The sequence below is a fragment of the Allobosea spartocytisi genome, assembly GCF_014764685.1.
GTDB classification, from domain to species: Bacteria; Pseudomonadota; Alphaproteobacteria; order Rhizobiales; family Beijerinckiaceae; genus Allobosea; species Allobosea spartocytisi.
This window is the reverse complement of the sequence record NZ_JACXWY010000002.1, coordinates 55,190-72,989: the sequence shown is the minus strand read 5'-3', so window position 1 is coordinate 72,989 and position 17,800 is coordinate 55,190. Positions and strand designations below refer to the sequence as shown.

Genomic DNA, 17,800 nt, shown 5'->3' with positions numbered 1-17,800 from the left:
GGCTATTAACGCGACAATTCGCCCGTGACGAGGTCGAAATCACGGTTTTGGTCGCCCCTTGCGCGCCTCCGCTATGCCCTGAGATTATAACCCGGCACCGAACACAATGCCGCCATGCGTTTTTCGCCCTGCAACAAGACCCGGCACCGCCCCACCTCAAGATTCGTTCGGCTAAGCCGAACCGTCGCGAGGGGCGCGCGTCGCTGACCTTGGAGGCTGACATGTTCGATATTTCAAGAATTTCCCCCGTTCTCCGTCGTAACCGCTCGAGCCTGCGCCTTGCGGCTCTCGGCGCGCTGGCAGGCCTGGCCTATGGCATGGCGGTGCCCGCGCCCGCTTCCGCAGCCCCCTCGGACTGGCGCGGCGGCTGCCAGGACAAGGCTGCGCCGCAGGGCTATGGCGAGATGATCCGGTATAACAACTGCGTGAGGCAGAGGGACTGCCAGCAACTCGCCAATGCGACGGGCACCACGGTCTTCGCGGCCGGTTGTTTCTGGGTCTCGCCCGAGGCGCCGGTGGCGTCCGATTTCCGCCGGCCGGCACGCTGAATCCGGCCCCGGCAAACGGCAAAGCGGCACGGCCATGCGCCGGGGCCGCTTCTGCACTGCAAAATAAATTGGCACGCGCTCTAGCGGACCAGCCGGACGCGTGCTAACGGGCCTCGTCAACTCGGCCATGGGCGCATCTGCCCGGCCCCTTAGAAAAGCCGGCTCGGCCGGCGTCGGAGTTGACGATGACGCTTTCCCTCGACGGTCTGATTCGTGACGGCCTCACCTTCGACGACGTGCTCCTGGAGCCGGGTCCGTCGGAGGTCATGCCGGCCGATGTCGACATCCGCACGCAGCTCACCCGCTCGATCTCGCTGAACCTGCCGATCATCGCCTCGGCGATGGACACGGTCACCGAGGCCCGCATGGCGATCGCCATGGCGCAGGCCGGCGGGCTTGGCGTCATCCATCGCAATCTCGAGGCCGATCAGCAGGCCGCGCAGGTCCGCCTCGTCAAGAAGTTCGAATCGGGCATGATCGCGAACCCGATCACGATCCATCCCGACGAGACGCTGGCCGATGCGCTGTCACTGATGAAGCAGAACGGCATCTCCGGCATCCCGGTCGTCGAGCGCGGGCCGCAAGGCCACAAGGGCAAGCTCGTCGGCATCCTGACCAACCGCGACGTCCGCTTCGCCGCCAACCCGGACCAGCCGGTTTCCGAGCTGATGACCAAGGAGCGGCTCATCACCGTCCGCGAAGGCGTGAACCAGGAAGAGGCGCGCCGCCTGCTCCACCAGTTCCGCATCGAGAAGCTGCTCGTCGTCGACGATCACTTTCGCTGCATCGGCCTGATCACCGTCAAGGACATGGAGAAGCAGGTCGCCCATCCCCACGCCGCGAAGGATTCGCAGGGCCGCCTGCTCGTCGCCGCCGCGACCACGACCGGCGAGCAGGGCTTCGAGCGCTCGGAGATGCTGATCGACGCCGGCGTCGACCTCATCGTCGTCGACACCGCCCACGGCCATTCGGCCAAGGTGCTCGACGCGGTCAGCCGCGTGAAGAAGCTCTCCAACGCCGTGCAGGTCATCGCCGGCAACGTCGCCACCGCCGGCGGCGCCCAGGCGCTGATCGACGCCGGCGCCGACGCGATCAAGGTCGGCATCGGGCCGGGCTCGATCTGCACCACCCGCATCGTCGCGGGCGTCGGCGTGCCCCAGCTCACCGCGATCATGGACGCGGCCTCGGCAGGCGCGAAGGCCGGCGTTCCGATCATCGCCGATGGCGGCATCAAATATTCGGGCGACCTCGCCAAGGCGCTCGCGGCCGGCGCCTCCTGCGCCATGGTCGGCTCGCTGCTCGCCGGCACCGACGAGACGCCGGGCGACACCTTCCTCTACCAGGGCCGCTCCTACAAATCCTATCGCGGCATGGGCTCGGTCGGCGCCATGGCGCGCGGCTCGGCGGATCGCTACTTCCAGCAGGACATCAAGGATTCGCTGAAGCTGGTGCCCGAGGGCATCGAGGGCCAGGTCGCCTATAAGGGCCCGGTCTCGGGCGTTCTGCATCAGCTCGCCGGGGGCCTGCGCGCCGCGATGGGCTATGTCGGCGGCAAGGATCTGTCGGATTACCAGGCCAAGGCGCGCTTCATCCGCATCACCAGCGCCGGCCTGCGCGAGAGCCATGTCCACGACGTGACGATCGTGCGCGAGAGCCCGAACTACCCGACCCGCTCTTGAGCCTTTCGCGCCTTCGTGCAGTCTGGCTCGCCCGGACGAGCCGGACTGCGACGAAGGCGGAGAGCAACACATGGCCCTGAAGCTGGTCTACCCGGCGCTCGCGATGATCTTCTGGATCTTCGTGGTCGGCGTCATCCTGTGCGTTCGCCGCAAGAACGCCTTCACCTCGGGCGAGGTGCGGCCCGACGAGGTCTCGGTTTCGACCGAGCGCTACCCCGTCCCGGCCCGCCTCGCCTCGGCAAACTTCTCGAACCAGTTCGAGCTGCCGGTCGTCTTCTTCGCGCTGATCATGCTGGCGATTCAGGTCGCGGCGACGAGCTATGTCATGGCGGCGCTGGCCTGGCTGTTCGTCGCCTCCCGCGTCGTCCACACCCTCATCCATATCGGCCCGAACCAGCTGCCGCTGCGCGGCGCGGTCTATGGCGTGGGCGCCATCGCGCTGCTGTGCATGTGGGCCGGCGTGCTGGTGGCGGTGCTCTGAGAGGCGGCGCCCGGCCGTGCTGTCGCGGCCGATCCGTTAAGCATTCCCGCCATTTACCATGAATTCTTCAGACGGCGACGTTGAGTCTTAACAAAAGGTAAACTACACAAATCGCGCGGCGGACGGTGAAACAAGCGTGGTTTGGAGTGGCGCATGTTGCGTGTCCGTGATGGGTTCGAGCAGGCTTCCGCCTGCGGCGGGCAAGCTGTTGTCGCGGCATTCCGCCAGTCGCATCCCGCCGCCCCCCTGCCCGCGCGCAAGCCGTCGCGGAGCCGGCGTCTCATCGCGATGACCGCCGCCGGCCTCGCGCTCGGCGCCGGCGGCGCGATCCTGACGGCGTCCCTGGTCCAGGCCGAGGACGATGCCGGCATCCGCTCTTTCTTCATCGAGGAAGCCGCCCGCAAGGCCCAGCGCCAGGCCGATGCCTCGCCGCAGGCGAACGCCTATGCGCCGACCGGCAATGGCTGGCGCCTGCCCCTGTTCCGGAGTGGCGCGGATGGACGGCTCGCGCAGCCCGTGCTCGACCTCAATCCGTTTCGCCGCAATGCCCGCAAGGTCGCGCAGCGGCCGAACAAACCCGCCCCCAAAATCACCCGGACCGACACGCTGTCGGCCACGGCGAGGACCGCCCAGACGATCTGCGTCCGGCTTTGCGACGGCTTCCACGCGCCGATCGGCCATCTGCGCGCCTCCTCCGACCTGAAGGCGCATCAGGCTCTCTGCGAGGCGATGAACCCCGGCCTGCCGGTCAAGGTCTTCACCGTCGCTGCCGGGGCCGCCTCCATCGACAATGCCGTCGCGGCCGATGGTCAGCGCTACGGCGCCCTGCCGACTGCCTACAGGCACGAGACATCCGCCAACCCCGCCTGCCGCCCCGCGATCGTGCAGGCTGGCGAGCAGCGCGTCTCGCTGCTGCGCGATATCACCTTGCGGCCCGGCGACAGTGTCGTGCTGGACGGCAAGGTCTCGACCTTCACGGGCGGATCGAGCTGGCCCTATAGCCGCCGCGACTTCCGCGATTTCCGCTCGGCGTCGGAGCTCACCAAGGCCCAGCGCCGCCAGATCGACGAGCAGGTCGGCATCTCGCGGATGGAGGCGGAGGCGCGCACCCTGCGCCGGCAGATGCGGGTTCGCGAAGCCAGCCTCGAGGGCGACACGGTGATGAGCGACGCCGTCCTGCGCGGATCGCTCGATTCCGGCACGCGCGGCGCGGTGCGGATCATTCCAAGTTCACGATAACGGCAGCGCGGCCCATTCGACGAAAGCCGTACGACTAGCAGCGCCGGAAATTCGCGAAGCTTTTCCGTGTGATGCTCGCCTTCTTAGAACCAGTCAAAATAAGAACCACTCTAGAAACCGTATAAGACATTGATTTTAAAAGGCTATCCTGTTGACGGAGACGTCGCGGGGCCTTTATCCCTCGCCCAACGCATCGACTTGCCCAACCGAGGGAACACAAGAATGATCGGAAAGAAGCATCTTGGCCTGCTGGCCCTGTCGTCCTGCCTGCTCGGGGCGCCGGCCTTCGCCCAGAGCGTCAATCTCTACACGACGCGCGAGCCCGCCCTCCTCAACCCGGTGCTGGAAGCCTTCACCGCCGACACCGGCATCAAGGTCAATGCGGTCTTCCTGAAGGACGGCTTGCAGGAGCGCATCCGCGCCGAGGGCGCCAACAGCCCGGCCGATCTGATGCTCCTCGTCGATGTCGGCGAGATCAACGCCGCCGTCGAGGCCGGCATCACCCAGCCGCTCAAGTCGGCCACCATCGACAAGGTCGTGCCGGCGCAGCTTCGCCCCGACGACAACTGGGTCACACTGACCAAGCGCGCGCGCATCGTCGTGGCCTCGAAGGAGCGCGTGGCGCAGGACGCCATCACCTATGAGGAGCTGGCGGATCCGAAGTGGAAGGGCAAGTTCTGCATCCGCGCCGGCCAGCACCCTTACAACAACGCCTTCTTCGCCGCCTATGTCGCCCATAACGGCCCGGACAAGGCCGAGGGCTATCTGAAGGCCCTGCGCGCCAACGCGGCCCGCAAGCCCGGCGGCGGCGACCGCGACGTCGCCCGCGACATCCAGTCCGGCCTCTGCGACGTGGCCATCATCAACACCTACTATATCGGCCTGATGAGCCAGGCGAAGAACGAGCAGAAGGGCTGGTTCGACGCGATCAAGCCGCTCAAGACCACCTTCGCCAATGGCGGCACGCATGTGAACGTCTCGGCCGTCGCGCTGGCGAAGAACGCGCCGAACAAGGACAACGCCGTGAAGCTCGTCGACTACATGCTCGGCGAGAAGGCCCAGGCCCTCTATGCCAACGGCAATTTCGAGTTCCCGGTCAACGCCGCCGTCACCGACAGTGCCGCCGTGAAGCTGCTCGGCCCGGTCACGCCGGACAAGTTGCCGCTCTCGGAGGTCGCCAAGCAGCGCAAATCCGCGGCCGATCTCGTCGACAAGGTCGGTTTCGACAGTTGAGCCCGGGCACGACGCTCGCGCTTTCGCGACGGCCGCCATTCGCTTGGCGGCCGTCGACGCGTTTTGCCTTCGTCTCGCTTCTCGGCGCGGCGCTCGTGCTGATGCCGCTGGCGGCGCTGGTCGCGACCGCCCTGTCCTCGCGCGAGGCGGCGGAGATCTGGCCGCATCTCGCCGCCAATGTGCTGCCGGCCGCGCTCGGCCAGACCGCGCTGCTGCTCGCCGGCGTCGGGATCCTGTGCGCCGTGATCGGCACGGGCACCGCCTGGCTGGTGACCCAGTACGAGTTCCCCGGCCGGCGCTCGCTCGAATGGCTGCTCGCCTTGCCGCTGGCGCTGCCGACCTACATCACCGCCTATATCTACGTCGAATTCCTCGGCTTCAACGGCCCGCTGCAGGCCGCGCTGCGCGCCCTGACGGGCTGGCGCTCGCTGCGCGACTACTGGTTTCCGGACCCGCGCAACCTGGCCGGCGCGGTCGTCATCATGGCGCTCGTGCTCTACCCTTATGTCTATCTGAGCACCCGCGCGCTCTTCGGCATCCAGGGCGCCTCCATCGTCGAGGCGGCCCGCACGCTCGGCGCCGGCCGGGCCCGGCTGTTCTGGCGCATCGGCCTGCCGCTTGCGCGGCCGGCGCTGGCGGCCGGGCTCACCCTCGTCCTGCTCGAGACGCTGAACGACATCGGCGCGACCGAATATCTCGGCGTCCGCTCGCTGACGCTCTCGATCTACACGACCTGGCTCAATCGCGGCTCGCTGGCGGGCGCCGCCCAGATCGCCTGCGTCATGCTGCTCGTCGTCTTCGCCCTGATCGCCGTCGAGGCGAAACTGCGCGGCCAGCGTCGCTTCGCCCTTTCCGCGCGCCAGCCGCGCGCGCTTGCCCGCAAGCGGCTGCATGGCCGCGACGCCCTGTTCGCCGTGCTGGCCTGCGCGCTGCCGGTGCTGTTCGGCGCGGCGCTGCCGATCGGATATCTGCTGGTCGAGGTGCTGCAGCGTGACCTGTCGAGCCAGCTCGACATCGGCCTCCTGCGCCTGCTCGGCAACGCGCTGCTGCTTGCGGGCACCGCGGCGCTGCTGGTCGTCGGGCTCGGGATCGGGATCGTCACGGCGGGGCGGCGTGGCCGCGAAGCCTGGCTGAAGCCGCTCGCGCGCCTTGCCGCCCTCGGCTACGCGGTTCCGGGCACGGTGCTGGCGCTCGGCCTGCTGGTGCCGCTCGCCGGCTTCGACAATGCCGTCGCCAACGCGTCGCGGCAGTTTCTCGGGCTGAATCCCGGGCTGATCCTGATCGGCTCGGGCGCGGCGCTCGTCATCGCCTATGTCGTGCGCTTCCTCGCCATCGGCATCTCCGGCGTGGAGAGCGGGCTCGCCCGCGTCTCGCCGCGCATCGACGATGCGGCGCGCGGACTCGGTGCCGGCGGCGCGGAAATCCTGCAGCGCCTGCACTGGCCCCTCGCCCGCCCCGCCATTGCCGCGGCCGCCCTGCTCGTCTTCGTCGACGGGCTCAAGGAACTCCCCGCGACGCTGCTGCTGCGGCCGCTCAACCTCGACACGCTGGCGACGGTCGTCTATGGGCACGCCTCCCGCGGCGTCTTCGAGGAAGGCGCGCTCGCGGCTTTGCTCATCATCCTCGCCGGCCTCTATCCCGCCATGATTCTGGCGAGAACCGGTGCAAGTCAAAGGGGATAGCCGGTTCTGCCGGCTCGACAAGCGGCATGGATCGGCCTAAACCCTGTGCCGCCAGGGGGCTGGCTGACTTTCGGCCCGTACCGATTCGGAAGTCCATGACCAGACGCGCCGCGTTTCTCGCCTTCAGCCTCGTTGTCGCGATCGGCCTGCTCGGAGTGCAGTCCTGGAACCTCGCGCTCGGCCGGGTCGAGCGGCGCGCCATCGTGGCGATCGAGGAGCGGACCGGCTTCGTCGTCAGGTCGCTCGAGCGCGCCGAGATCGCCTTCCTGCCGCTGCCGCGCATCAGCCTGTCCAAAGTGGTCTTCTCACAGCGTGATGGCACCGTCGCCGGCGAGGCCCTCCGGGTCAGGGGCTATCTGCGCCTGCTGCCGCTGCTCACGGGCCGGCTCAGCTTCGACCGCGTCGATCTCCTCGCGCCGCAGATCGACGTCGCCGTCTCGGCCGAGAGCGACGGGCTGACCGACTGGCTGGCCCCGCCTTTGGCCGAGCTGGAGAAGCTGCGGAGCCAGGGCCGCATCGTCATCCGCTCCGGCTCCGTGTTCCTGCGCAGCGGCACCGCGATCCAGAGCATCGTGCGCGACGTCAACCTGGTCATCGACGAGCGCGAGCAGAACGAGCCCTTCAGCCTCGCCGGCTCGTTCAAATGGCGGGGGGTGCCGACCGATGTCAGCCTTCTCTGGCCGGTCGTCGGCGGCAGCGCCAAGGCCGCCCTCTCCGCCGCCTCGCCCCTGCTGAAGCTGCGCTTCGAGGGCACGCGCTCCGGCCCCGGCGAGCCGGTCGTGACGGGCATGCTCGCCCTCTCCACGCCTTCCGTCCCCGGCCTGCTCGACTGGTTCGGCGAGAAGTCGCGGCTGTCGGCCGCGCTCGGCGCCCTGACGCTCAATGCCGACCTTCAATTGAAACCGCGGGAAGCCTCGTTCAACAATGCCGTGGCAAGCCTCGACGGCGACCGCCTCGACGGCGTCGTGAAGCTGACGGATGTCGACGGCCGCTTCGCGCTGTCGGGCACGCTGGCCGGCGCCAGCCTCGACCTCGGGCGTCTGATCGACCGGCTGCCGCTGCCTGCGATCGATGCCCGCGACACCAGCCCGTTCAATCTCGACGGCTGGACGGGGCGCGATATCGACCTGCGGATCTCGGTCGATGCCGCCCGGCTGAACGGCGCCCGCCTTGCCGATGTCGCGACCTATGTCCTGGTCAAGAAGGGCCGCTTCGAGACCGGCCTCCTGCGCGCCTCGGCCTATGGCGGCACGGTCAAGGGCCGCCTTCTCGCGGTGAGCGCACCGACCGGCGTGGATGTGAAGGTCCAGGCGGGGGTCGACAAGGTCGATTTCGGCCGCGCCGCGGCGGATGTGCCCCGGCTGGCGCGGCTCACCGGCACCGGCGGCTTCCAGCTCGCTCTGGACGGCGCAGGCCGGACCTTCGACGAGTTGCTCGGCGCGATGACCGGGCGCGCCGGCATCAACCTGAAGCAGGGCGAGATCGGCGGCGTCGCCCTCTCCGAGCTCCTGCGCCGGGCGGAGCGAAACCCGTCGCTTCTCCTGCGCGACTGGCGCCAGGGCAAGACGCCTTTCGACACGCTGGCCGCCAATGCCGGCATCGCCAACGGGCTGCTCGTGCTGACCGATGCGCAGGTGAGCGGATCGAATTATCGGCTCAATCTCTCCGGCAATGCCTCGCTGCGCTCGCGCCTGCTCGACATGCGCGCCTCGCTCGCCTCCCTCAACGGCTCGCTCAGGCTGCCGCTCCTCCTCACCGGCCCCATCGACGCCCCCGACCTCGATCTGGAGAGCGAGGCCTTCCTCAGCCCGACCGGCAGCACCGGCACCGCGGCGGTTCCGGCCTTGCTCGGGCGCTGATCGTTTCGGGGCCTCGCGCCATTCCGCCTCGCGTCGCATCGTCTTCACGCGAACAGGTATCCGCTTCGCCCGAAAAGGCTCTCACTTTCCCCTCCCGCGAAAATCCGGTCTGATGCCGCGTGGCCTCACGAAGGCCGCGGGAGGTGGAGGGAACGACATGCGGATAGGGATCACGGGCGCGCTTGCGCTCGCAGCGATGATGGTGACGGGAATGGCCGGGGCGCAGGAGACGATCGTCGAGAAGAAGGTCTTCGAGCTGCCGAGCTTCACGACCCAATCGGGACGCACGCTGAAGCAGGTCCGCGTCGGCTGGGAGAGCTACGGCACGCTCAATGCCGACAAATCCAACGCCGTGCTGATCTGCCACTTCTTCTCCGGCAATTCGCACGCCGCCGGCAAATACGACGCCGCGGACGCCGCGCCGGGCTATTGGGACGCGATCATCGGCCCCGGCAAGGCGATCGACACCAACACATATTTCGTCATCGCCTCCGACACGCTGGTCAACCTCAACACCGGCGACCCGAAGACGACGACCACCGGCCCGGCCTCCATCGATCCGGATACCGGCAAGCCTTACGGCCTCGATTTCCCGATCGTCGGCGTCCGCGACTTCGTCGAGGTCCAGAAAGCGCTGGTCGAAAGCCTCGGCATCAAGAAGCTCGCGCTGGTCGCCGGCCCCTCGATGGGGTCGCTCCAGACCTTCGAATGGGCGGCGAGCCATCCCGAGATGGTCGCCAAGGCGATGCCGGTGATCGGCGCGGCCGAGGCCGACGCGATACTGATCGGCTGGCTCGACGTCTGGGCGGCGCCGATCCTGGCCGATGCCAACTGGAACAATGGCGATTATTACGGCAAGGCCCCGCCGCTCGCCGGGCTCGCCAAGGCGCTGACGGCGGTGACGCTCCATGCCAACCATCAGGACTGGGCCAACGCCACCTTCGGCCGCCGCCCGGCCAAGGAAAGCGAGAATCCGGGCAAGACCCTCACCGACAAGTTCCAGGTCCAGAGCGTGCTCGACAATGCCGGCATGGCCCGCGCCAAGCTCTCCGACGCCAACCACTTCCTCTATCTGGTCAAGGCGAACCAGCTCTTCACCACCGGCGGCACTTCGCTGGCCGACGGCATGGCCAAGATCAGGGCGCCGATGCTCTACATCACCCAGCCGAAGGACCTCGTCTTCACGCCGGATGCGGTGGAGCGCACCCTGAAGGCCGCGAAGGATGCCGGGCGCGACATCACCCATGTCACCATCGACGGCGTTCGCGGCCATCTCGACGGCGTCATCTCGATGAAGCAGGCGGAGGGCGCGATCCGGGCCTTCCTGGAGAAGTAGGTTCGCTTGACGCGAAACACGTCATTCCGGGCTTGACCCGGAATCCATCGGAGAGCGCTCAAGCCCCATGATGGATTCCGGATCGGCGCCGCCAAGGCGGCTTGTCCGGAATGACCACTCGCCTCCGGGCTCAGGCGGCCGGCAAACGCTTGCGCGCGATCCCGGCGTGGAAGCGCGCGCCATGGAGCAATCCCGCATCGTCGAAATCGTAATGCGGGTTGTGAAGCGGCGCGCTGTCGCCATTGCCGAGGAAGACGAAGCAGCCCGGCACATGGTCGAGAAAGCGGGCGAAATCCTCCGATCCGGTGAAGGGCTCGGACACGACCGAGGCATTCTCCGTGCCGAGCAGGCTCCTCGCCACGCCGAGGGCTTCCTCCGTCAGCGCCGGATCGTTCAGGAGCGGCACGAATTCGCGCGTATAGGTCACCGCGTGCTCGACATTGTAGGCCCGCGAAATCCCGTCCGCGATCACGCGCATCTGCGCCTCGATATCGGCGCTGACGGCGGGGCTGAAGCTGCGGGCATCGCCGAGGATGCGCGCTTCCCCCGGCAAGGCGTTGCGCGTTCCGTCGGTGATCAGCTCCGTCACCGAGACCACGGCGATATCCGTCGGGCTCAGGCGTCGCGAAACGATGGTCTGCAGGCTCGTGACGAGGGCGCAGGCGGCGACGAGCGTCTCATTGCCGGCATGGGGACGCGCGGCGTGGCCGCCGACGCCGCGCAGGACGATCTCGAAATTATCCTCCGCCGACATGATCGCGCCGGGGCGGGTCTGGAAGCGGCCGATGCCCAGGCCCGGCGCATTGTGCAGCCCGTAGATCTCGGTGAAGGGAAAGCGCTTCATCACGCCGTCATCGAGCATGGCCAGCGCTCCGCGCCCCCATTCCTCGGCCGGCTGGAAGATGAAGCGCACCGTGCCGTCGAAGCCGCCTTCCGCCGCCAGCAGCTTCGCGGCGCCGAGCAGCATCGCGGTATGGCCGTCATGGCCGCAGGCATGCATGACGCCGGGATTGCGCGAGCGATACGGCGCCTCGCTCTGCTCGGGGATGCGCAAGGCGTCCATATCGGCCCGGAGCGCGATCGCCCGGTTGCCGCTGCCGCGCTTCAGGGTTCCGACGACCCCCGTGCCGCCGACGCCGGCAACGACCTCGTCGAGGCCGAACTCGCGCAGTTTGGCGGCGACGAAGGCACCGGTGCGCTGCTCCTCGAAACCGAATTCCGGGTGAGCGTGCAGGTCGCGCCGCCAGGCGGTCATCTCCTGCACCAGATGGTCGAGATCGATCGTCACGGCTTGTCCCTCGCTCCAGGCGGTGCGCTTCGGTCGCGCGCCGGGACGATAGCCCAGCGCCCGCGAGAGAGGCGCTGCAATTGCCCCTTCGATCTGCAAGGTTTTTTCTCGGCCGGTTATGGTTGCATGGTCGCGTCCGGCCGCTCATCCATCCGGTGGACGATCCGGTCGATCAGCCCCCATTCCAGCCCCTCCTCGGCGGTCATGAAGCGGTCGCGGTCGAGCGTGCGCTCCACCTCCTCGTAGCTGCGCCCGCAATGCTCGGCATAGAGGCGCGTGAGGCGGCGCTTGGTCTGCTGGATCTCCTCGGCATGGATCAGGAAATCCGAGGCCTGCCCCTGGAAGCCGCCGAGCGGCTGGTGGACATGCAGGCTGGCATTGGGCAAGGCGGCGCGCTCGCCGGGCTCGCCGGCCATCAGCAGGAAGGAGCCCATCGAGCGGGCCGTGCCCATGCACAGCGTATGCACGGGCGCGCGGATGTAGCGCATCGTATCGTACATCGCGAAGCCGCTGGTGACGACGCCGCCCGGCGAGTTGATGTAGAGATGGATCGGCCGCTTCGGATTTTCCGCCTCCAGGAACAGGAGTTGCGCACAGACCAGCGCGCTCATGGCATCGTTGACCTCGCCGTTGACGAAGACGATCCGCTCGCGCAGCAGCCTTGAATAGATGTCGAAAGAGCGCTCCCCGCGGCTCGATTGCTCGACGACCATAGGGACGAGTTGCATCGCTTCGCGCATCGGCGAACTCCAAAGGCTCGAAGTTGGATCGGAGGGTGGCGGGCGTCAGGCCGCGTGCAGCATCGGCGGCGCGTTGCCGTTGGCCGCCCGCGGGATCTGGCAGGTGCCGCGCTCCGCAAGCTCGTGAATCACATGCAGGCGGGTTCCGCCGGCCGCGTCGAAGGCGACCCGGAACGTGACGACGCTTTCCAGAAAGGGCGGCTCGTCCTCGCGCATGCGATAGGAGATCGCCTCCCCCGGCGCGAGCACGGTCGGCTGCGGATCGGCCAGCGCCGCGCCCGGAAGCCAGGCTTCCCGGAGGGCCGGGATGCTGATCGCACGCCAGACCTTTTCCGGCGGCTCGTCGAGCCGATATTCCAGGACGAGAGCGCCGGAGGGCTCTTCCAGATCACCTGCGCTCATTGGTCCATCTCCTTGAGCAAGCCCTTGAGAGCCTCGATGCGCTGCGGCCAGTAGGCGCGATACTTCGCCAGCCATTGCGCGATCAGCGCAAGACCCTCGGGATCGACCTCGTAGTTGACGAAGCGGCCCTGCCGCTCCTCGCGAACGAGGCCGGCCCCCCGCAGGACCGAAAGATGCTGCGACATCGCCGGCTGGCTGATGGCGATGCCCTCGCGCAAGGCGCTGGCGTTCATGCCGCCCGCCGCCAGCTTCTCGAAGATCGCCCGCCGCGTCGGGTCGGCCAGCGCCTTGAAGATCTCGTTCTCGATCATGCCATCACATAAGCACGTACTTATATGATTCGCAACGGGTCATGGAGAACGCCCGCGCCGAAAGCCCCGTCCAGGCTCGGCCTGCGGGGTTTTCCGTCTGGCTCCCGAGGGGATGCGCGGGGTCCGGGCGGCGCGCGGCTTTGACCGCGTGCCGAATGTCGATGTCGAATGTCGAAGTCGATGCGGCGCCTGCCGGCTCCGCCCGAACCCCGCGCGCGGTTCTCTTTGGTTTTCCCCGCCTCAAGCGCTCACCGGGCCTGCCTGTTCGGCCCGGCGGCGAGGGGAACCTCCGGGCCCGGCCATCCGCATGATGGCGCAAGCCCGAACACCGCATCCCACCCGGCCGCACGATGCCTCGCGACAGCCCCCTTGGTCGGGCGGGATGGCTGGGAGGATAGGCGTGCGGCGGGTGGCGGGGATAAGTCCGGGCGGCCTAAGGGTGGCGGGTGCTTGGCTATGGGTCGGAAGCATACGAGGCGCGCCGACAAATACCTATTGCTGAGATGGATCGTAGAGGTGGTGCTCAAGCGTAAGGATATGCTTGAGGCCTGTTTTTCGGGCCACTGAGAGCGACGCATGGTTGTCGGCATTGACTTGGTATCGCGCGATCAGCCCTCGTTCGCTCAGCACCGCCAGCGCGGTGCGCACAACCCGCCCAGCGAAACCACGGCCGCGAAATGGTTCCGGAGTCACGACGCCTCCAACCTCCCAAACACGGCCATAGCTTTCAAAGGCTATGCATACGGAGGCCAGCTTGCCGGCGACGTCGGCGCTGCAGACAAATGCCTTGCCGGAGCGGAGCAACGGCAGCAGCCAGTCGCGGGAATGTCCTTGGGTTTCCAGCAATCCGATCGCCGTATCACCCGGATCATTGCCGATTTGGACAGTCTCGTCGCGCCCGAACTTCGAACCTGCGGTGTAGGAATGGAAGACGGCCTTGAGTTCGATGAGAAATCGCGACGCGACCGTCTCACGGTCAGCGGCGCTCATGAGCTTAAAGACTATTCCGCGATCCCGTGACATGAAGCCGATCACCCGAGCGGTCATTGCAGGGTCGTTGCTACTCAGCAGCGCAACACTGGTTGCAGCGGGATATGTCTCCCGATCGTAGGTGCTCGCCTGTGCATCCAGGACGACGAGATGGGCCGCTGCTCCAGTGTGATCCGCGGCCCGATATCCGGTGACGTGATCAGGGAAAGCCGCGAGGTGTTTCAGCAGGACGACGTTGCGCAACGGCTCTCGTGAGAGATCATCGATCAACTCAGTCAGAGCCAAAGTGCCTTCCATATCCGCCGCCCCTACCCCGCCATCGCCGCCTTCACGCCGTCGATCACGAACTGCACGGCCAGCGCCGCCAGGATCACGCCAAGCAGGCGCGTCAGCACGACATTGCCGGTGATGCCGAGCAGCTTCGAGATCGAACTGGCCGCGAGGAACACCGCCAGGCAGCACAGGATCACCAGCCCGCAGATCACCGCCAGGGTAATCAGCAGCACCGCGTCGCCATGAGCCCGGCCCGCCAGCAGGATCGTTGCGGTCAGCGCGCCCGGCCCGGCCATCAGCGGGATCGCCAGCGGGAAGGCCGCGACGTTGCGGATATGGTCCTTGGTGATCGCCGTATCGGCCGTCTGCTGCTTGCGCTCGGTGCGGCGCTCGAACACCATCTCGAAGGCGATCCAGAACAGCAGCAAACCGCCGGCGATGCGGAAGGCCGGCAGCGACACGCCGAGCGCCTTGAGCACGACGTCCCCCGCCACTCCGAAGAAGCCGATGATGCAGAAGGCGATGATCGAGGCGCGCACCGCCACCTGGCGCCGCTCCGCCGCCGACATGCCGCGCGTCAGCGACAGGAAGATCGGGGCGAGACCCGGCGGATCGAGCGTCACCAGCATGGTGACGAGCGCGGCGGTAGCGAATTCGGTGAACATGGCGGCGACTTGACCACGAGTTTCGGCCCGCGTCATCCGTGAACAAAGGCGGGATTGTGGCGGGGCGCGCCGGACGCCCGAAAAACAAGCCATAACAATATGAAATCATTCATGAAATTTTTGCTTGGACAGCGTCGGCTTTTGCTGGCGCCAAGGCGCGGAATCGGGTAGCCAGAAGCCTGAAAACGACTGGAAATCGGGATATTCCCTCTTGAGCGACGACAACGACGACAAGCGCGACGACGCCCCGGGTTTCGGCGGCGACATCAAGCCGATCGCGATCACCGACGAGATGAAAAAGAGCTATCTCGATTACGCCATGAGCGTGATCGTGAGCCGCGCTCTGCCCGATGTCCGCGACGGCCTGAAGCCTGTTCATCGCCGCATCCTGTTCTCGATGCACGAGAACAAGAACCTGCCGGACCGCCCCTACACCAAATGCGCCCGCATCGTCGGCGACACGATGGGTAAATACCATCCGCACGGCAACCTCGCGGTCTATGACGCGCTGGTGCGCATGGCGCAGGACTTCTCGCTGCGCCTGCCGCTGATCGACGGCCAGGGCAATTTCGGCTCGATGGACGGCGACAGCCCGGCCGCCGACCGTTACACCGAGGCGCGCCTCGACAAGGCGGCGATGCCGCTGCTGGAAGACCTCGACCTCGACACCGTCAGCTTCCAGCCGAACTATGACGGCAAGGAACATGAGCCGACCGTCCTGCCGGCGCGCTATCCCAACCTGCTCGTCAACGGTGCCGGCGGCATCGCGGTCGGCATGGCGACCAACATCCCGCCGCATAACCTCGGCGAGGTCATCGACGCCTGCGTCGCCTATATCAACGACCCCGAGATCTCGATCGACGACCTGATCGAGATCGTTCCCGGCCCGGACTTCCCGACCGGCGCCTCGATCATGGGCCGCAGCGGCATCCATTCCGCCTACCACACCGGGCGCGGCTCGATCGTGATGCGCTCGAAGACGCATATCGAGGAGCTGCGCAAGGAGCGCGAGGCGATCATCGTCACCGAGATTCCCTATCAGGTGAACAAGGCGACGATGGTCGAGAAGATCGCCGATCTCGTGCGCGAGAAGCGCATCGAGGGCATCTCGGACCTGCGCGACGAGTCGAGCCGCGAGGGCGTGCGCGTCGTCATCGAGGTCAAGCGCGACGCGGTCGCCGACGTGGTGCTGAACCAGCTCTACCGCTTCACCCCGCTGCAGACCTCCTTCGGCGCCAATATGGTGGCGCTGAACGGTGGCCGCCCCGAGGTGCTCAACCTCAAGGACTTCATCTCGGCCTTCGTCGAGTTCCGCGAGGAGGTCGTCTCCCGGCGCACGCGCTATTTGCTCAACAAGGCCCGCGAGCGTGCCCATGTGCTCTGCGGCCTCGCCACCGCCGTCGCGAACATCGACGAGGTCATCCGCCTGATCCGCACCGCGCCGACCCCGGCCGCAGCGCATGAATCGCTGATGGCGCGCGACTGGCCGGCCGAAGACATCGCGCCGCTGATCGCGCTGGTCGACGATCCCCGCCACCCGATGAACCCGGATGGCACCTATCGCCTCTCCGACGCGCAGGCCAAGGCGATCCTCGAATTGCGCCTCGCACGCCTGACCGCCCTGGGTCGTGACGAGATCGGCGACGAGCTGGAAAAGCTCGCCAAGGAGATCGCGGATTATCTCGACATCCTGCGCTCGCGCGCCCGCATCCAGGAGATCGTCAAGACCGAGCTCGCCGAGGTGAGGGCCGCCTTCGCCACGCCGCGGCGCACCACCATCGAGGATTGGGGCTCCGACCTCGACGACGAGGACCTGATCGCCCGCGAGGACATGGTCGTCACCGTCTCGCATGGCGGCTACATCAAGCGCGTGCCGCTCTCGACCTACCGGGCGCAGCGGCGCGGCGGCAAGGGCCGCTCCGGCATGGCGACCAAGGACGAGGATTTCGTCGCGCGGCTGTTCGTCGCCAACACCCATACGCCGGTGCTGTTCTTCTCCTCCGAAGGCCAGGTCTACAAGGAGAAGGTCTGGCGGCTGCCGCTCTCGGCGCCGAACGCCCGCGGCAAGGCGCTGGTCAACATGCTGCCGATCGAGGCCGGCGAGCGCATCACCACGATCATGCCGCTCCCGGAGGACGAGGCGAGCTGGGAGACGCTCGATGTGATGTTCGCCACCGCCTCGGGCGGGGTGCGCCGCAACAAGCTCTCCGACTTCGTCAACGTCAATCGCGCCGGCAAGATCGCGATGAAGCTCGACGAGGGCGACCACATCGTCGACGTGCAGATCTGCACCGAGAATGACGACGTGCTGCTGACCACGGCCAACGGCCAGTGCATCCGCTTCGCGGTGCCGGAGGTGCGCGTCTTCAAGGGTCGCGACTCGACCGGCGTGCGCGGCATCAACCTGGCCAAGGACGACGAGGTCATCTCGCTGGCGATCCTGCGCCATCTCGACGCCACCCCGGACGAGCGCGCCGCCTATCTCAAGCGCGCCGCAGCCAACCGCCGTGCTCTCAACGGCGAGGCCGACGAGGCGACGGAGGCCGTTCCTGTAGCCGAGGCCGATGCCGAGGAGAGCGCCTCGGGCGATATCGAGCTCGGGCAGGAGAAATACGCCGCCATGGGCGCGGCCGAGCAGTTCATCCTGACGATCTCGGAGAGGGGCTACGGCAAGCGCACCTCCTCCTTCGAGTACCGGGTGACCGGGCGCGGCGGCAAGGGCATCGTCGCCATGGTCGTCAACGACCGCAACGGCAAGCTCGTCGCCTCCTTCCCGGCGGTGGACTCAGACCAGCTCATGCTCGTCACCGATGGCGGCCAGCTCATCCGCGTGCCGGTCGATGCCGGCCCGGACAACCGCATCCGCATCGCCGGCCGTTCGACGCAGGGCGTGACCGTGTTCAACACCGCCAAGGACGAGAAGGTCGTCTCGGTCGAGTGCATCAACGACGATGGCGAGAGCGAAGGCGACGAGGAAACCGGCGACGAAATGCCGGGTGCGGAGCCGACGGAAGGCTGAGAGATCAGCCTTCTATGGAAACATCTGCAAGTGCTGTCTGATGTTTCCATCTCTC

The 17,800-nt window shown here is 67.3% G+C and carries 15 protein-coding genes; 9 read left to right on the top strand and 6 right to left on the bottom strand.

Annotated features, from left to right (window positions below; all coding sequences use genetic code 11):
- Positions 1-221 precede the first annotated feature (221 nt).
- The 8 genes from IED13_RS03205 to IED13_RS03170 all read left to right on the top strand — a co-directional run bounded on the left by IED13_RS03205 (position 222) and on the right by IED13_RS03170 (position 10,057).
- The gene (locus IED13_RS03205; RefSeq protein ID WP_038368481.1) at positions 222-548 is read left to right on the top strand and encodes a hypothetical protein; all 327 of its coding nucleotides are present in this window, start codon (positions 222-224) and stop codon (positions 546-548) included.
- A 185-nt stretch (positions 549-733) separates the two neighbouring features.
- Entirely contained in the window at positions 734-2,227 is a 1,494-nt protein-coding gene (gene guaB, locus IED13_RS03200; protein WP_191123360.1) for an IMP dehydrogenase, read from the top strand.
- A gap of 70 nt (positions 2,228-2,297) precedes the next feature.
- Complete coding sequence (locus tag IED13_RS03195; RefSeq protein WP_191123359.1) at positions 2,298-2,708, top strand: MAPEG family protein; 411 nt, start codon at positions 2,298-2,300, stop codon at positions 2,706-2,708.
- A gap of 153 nt (positions 2,709-2,861) precedes the next feature.
- On the top strand, positions 2,862-3,947 hold the full coding sequence (locus IED13_RS03190) for a DUF2865 domain-containing protein (RefSeq protein WP_191123358.1): 1,086 nt from the start codon (positions 2,862-2,864) through the stop codon (positions 3,945-3,947).
- Positions 3,948-4,169: 222 nt separating this feature from the next.
- Positions 4,170-5,180, top strand: a complete 1,011-nt coding sequence (locus tag IED13_RS03185; protein WP_191123357.1) for an extracellular solute-binding protein — start codon at positions 4,170-4,172, stop codon at positions 5,178-5,180.
- Positions 5,177-6,862: an ABC transporter permease gene (locus IED13_RS03180; RefSeq protein WP_248312436.1), complete on the top strand. Its 1,686-nt coding sequence runs from the start codon at positions 5,177-5,179 to the stop codon at positions 6,860-6,862. Before IED13_RS03185 ends, IED13_RS03180 begins: the two co-directional genes overlap by 4 nt.
- A 95-nt stretch (positions 6,863-6,957) precedes the next feature.
- Positions 6,958-8,721, top strand: a complete 1,764-nt coding sequence (locus tag IED13_RS03175) for an AsmA family protein (protein WP_191123356.1) — start codon at positions 6,958-6,960, stop codon at positions 8,719-8,721.
- A gap of 157 nt (positions 8,722-8,878) precedes the next feature.
- Positions 8,879-10,057 (top strand): E22 family MetX-like putative esterase, encoded by a 1,179-nt coding sequence (locus IED13_RS03170; RefSeq protein WP_191123355.1) that lies wholly within the window; start codon positions 8,879-8,881, stop codon positions 10,055-10,057.
- Between the two features lie 130 nt (positions 10,058-10,187).
- Here the strand turns inward: IED13_RS03170 and IED13_RS03165 are convergent, their stop codons facing one another.
- The 6 genes from IED13_RS03165 to IED13_RS03140 form a co-directional block, all read right to left on the bottom strand.
- Positions 10,188-11,345, bottom strand: coding sequence for an amidohydrolase (locus tag IED13_RS03165; protein WP_191123354.1), 1,158 nt, complete (start codon positions 11,343-11,345; stop codon positions 10,188-10,190).
- 116 nt (positions 11,346-11,461) lie between these two features.
- A complete protein-coding gene (locus IED13_RS03160) occupies positions 11,462-12,085 on the bottom strand; it encodes an ATP-dependent Clp protease proteolytic subunit (protein ID WP_112761779.1) in 624 nt (207 codons plus the stop codon).
- A gap of 45 nt (positions 12,086-12,130) precedes the next feature.
- Positions 12,131-12,487 (bottom strand): SRPBCC family protein, encoded by a 357-nt coding sequence (locus IED13_RS03155; protein WP_191123353.1) that lies wholly within the window; start codon positions 12,485-12,487, stop codon positions 12,131-12,133.
- Positions 12,484-12,798, bottom strand: a complete 315-nt coding sequence (locus IED13_RS03150; protein WP_038368499.1) for an ArsR/SmtB family transcription factor — start codon at positions 12,796-12,798, stop codon at positions 12,484-12,486. The genes IED13_RS03155 and IED13_RS03150 overlap by 4 nt, the downstream gene beginning before the upstream one ends.
- Positions 12,799-13,290: 492 nt before the next feature.
- The gene (locus tag IED13_RS03145; protein ID WP_191123352.1) at positions 13,291-14,073 is read right to left on the bottom strand and encodes a GNAT family N-acetyltransferase; all 783 of its coding nucleotides are present in this window, start codon (positions 14,071-14,073) and stop codon (positions 13,291-13,293) included.
- Positions 14,074-14,096: 23 nt separating this feature from the next.
- Positions 14,097-14,726 carry a MarC family protein gene (locus tag IED13_RS03140; protein WP_038368502.1) on the bottom strand — a complete coding sequence of 210 codons (630 nt, stop codon included), beginning with the start codon at positions 14,724-14,726 and terminating at the stop codon, positions 14,097-14,099.
- A 211-nt stretch (positions 14,727-14,937) separates the two neighbouring features.
- On the opposite strand from IED13_RS03140, the gene gyrA reads away from it, so the two are divergent.
- The gene (gene gyrA, locus IED13_RS03135) at positions 14,938-17,745 is read left to right on the top strand and encodes a DNA gyrase subunit A (RefSeq protein WP_260368316.1); all 2,808 of its coding nucleotides are present in this window, start codon (positions 14,938-14,940) and stop codon (positions 17,743-17,745) included.
- The last annotated feature ends 55 nt before the right edge of the window (positions 17,746-17,800 follow it).

Bases quoted from the DNA above. Each gene is read 5' to 3' on its own strand.
- IED13_RS03160 (WP_112761779.1), bottom strand. From the start codon at position 12,085: ATGCGCGAAGCGATGCAACTCGTCCCTATGGTCGTCGAGCAATCGAGC.
- IED13_RS03150 (WP_038368499.1), bottom strand. From the start codon at position 12,798: ATGATCGAGAACGAGATCTTCAAGGCGCTGGCCGACCCGACGCGGCGG.
- IED13_RS03140 (WP_038368502.1), bottom strand. From the start codon at position 14,726: ATGTTCACCGAATTCGCTACCGCCGCGCTCGTCACCATGCTGGTGACG.
- IED13_RS03155 (WP_191123353.1), bottom strand. From the start codon at position 12,487: ATGAGCGCAGGTGATCTGGAAGAGCCCTCCGGCGCTCTCGTCCTGGAA.
- IED13_RS03195 (WP_191123359.1), top strand. From the start codon at position 2,298: ATGGCCCTGAAGCTGGTCTACCCGGCGCTCGCGATGATCTTCTGGATC.
- IED13_RS03170 (WP_191123355.1), top strand. From the start codon at position 8,879: ATGCGGATAGGGATCACGGGCGCGCTTGCGCTCGCAGCGATGATGGTG.
- IED13_RS03205 (WP_038368481.1), top strand. From the start codon at position 222: ATGTTCGATATTTCAAGAATTTCCCCCGTTCTCCGTCGTAACCGCTCG.
- IED13_RS03185 (WP_191123357.1), top strand. From the start codon at position 4,170: ATGATCGGAAAGAAGCATCTTGGCCTGCTGGCCCTGTCGTCCTGCCTG.
- IED13_RS03190 (WP_191123358.1), top strand. From the start codon at position 2,862: ATGTTGCGTGTCCGTGATGGGTTCGAGCAGGCTTCCGCCTGCGGCGGG.
- guaB (WP_191123360.1), top strand. From the start codon at position 734: ATGACGCTTTCCCTCGACGGTCTGATTCGTGACGGCCTCACCTTCGAC.
- IED13_RS03175 (WP_191123356.1), top strand. From the start codon at position 6,958: ATGACCAGACGCGCCGCGTTTCTCGCCTTCAGCCTCGTTGTCGCGATC.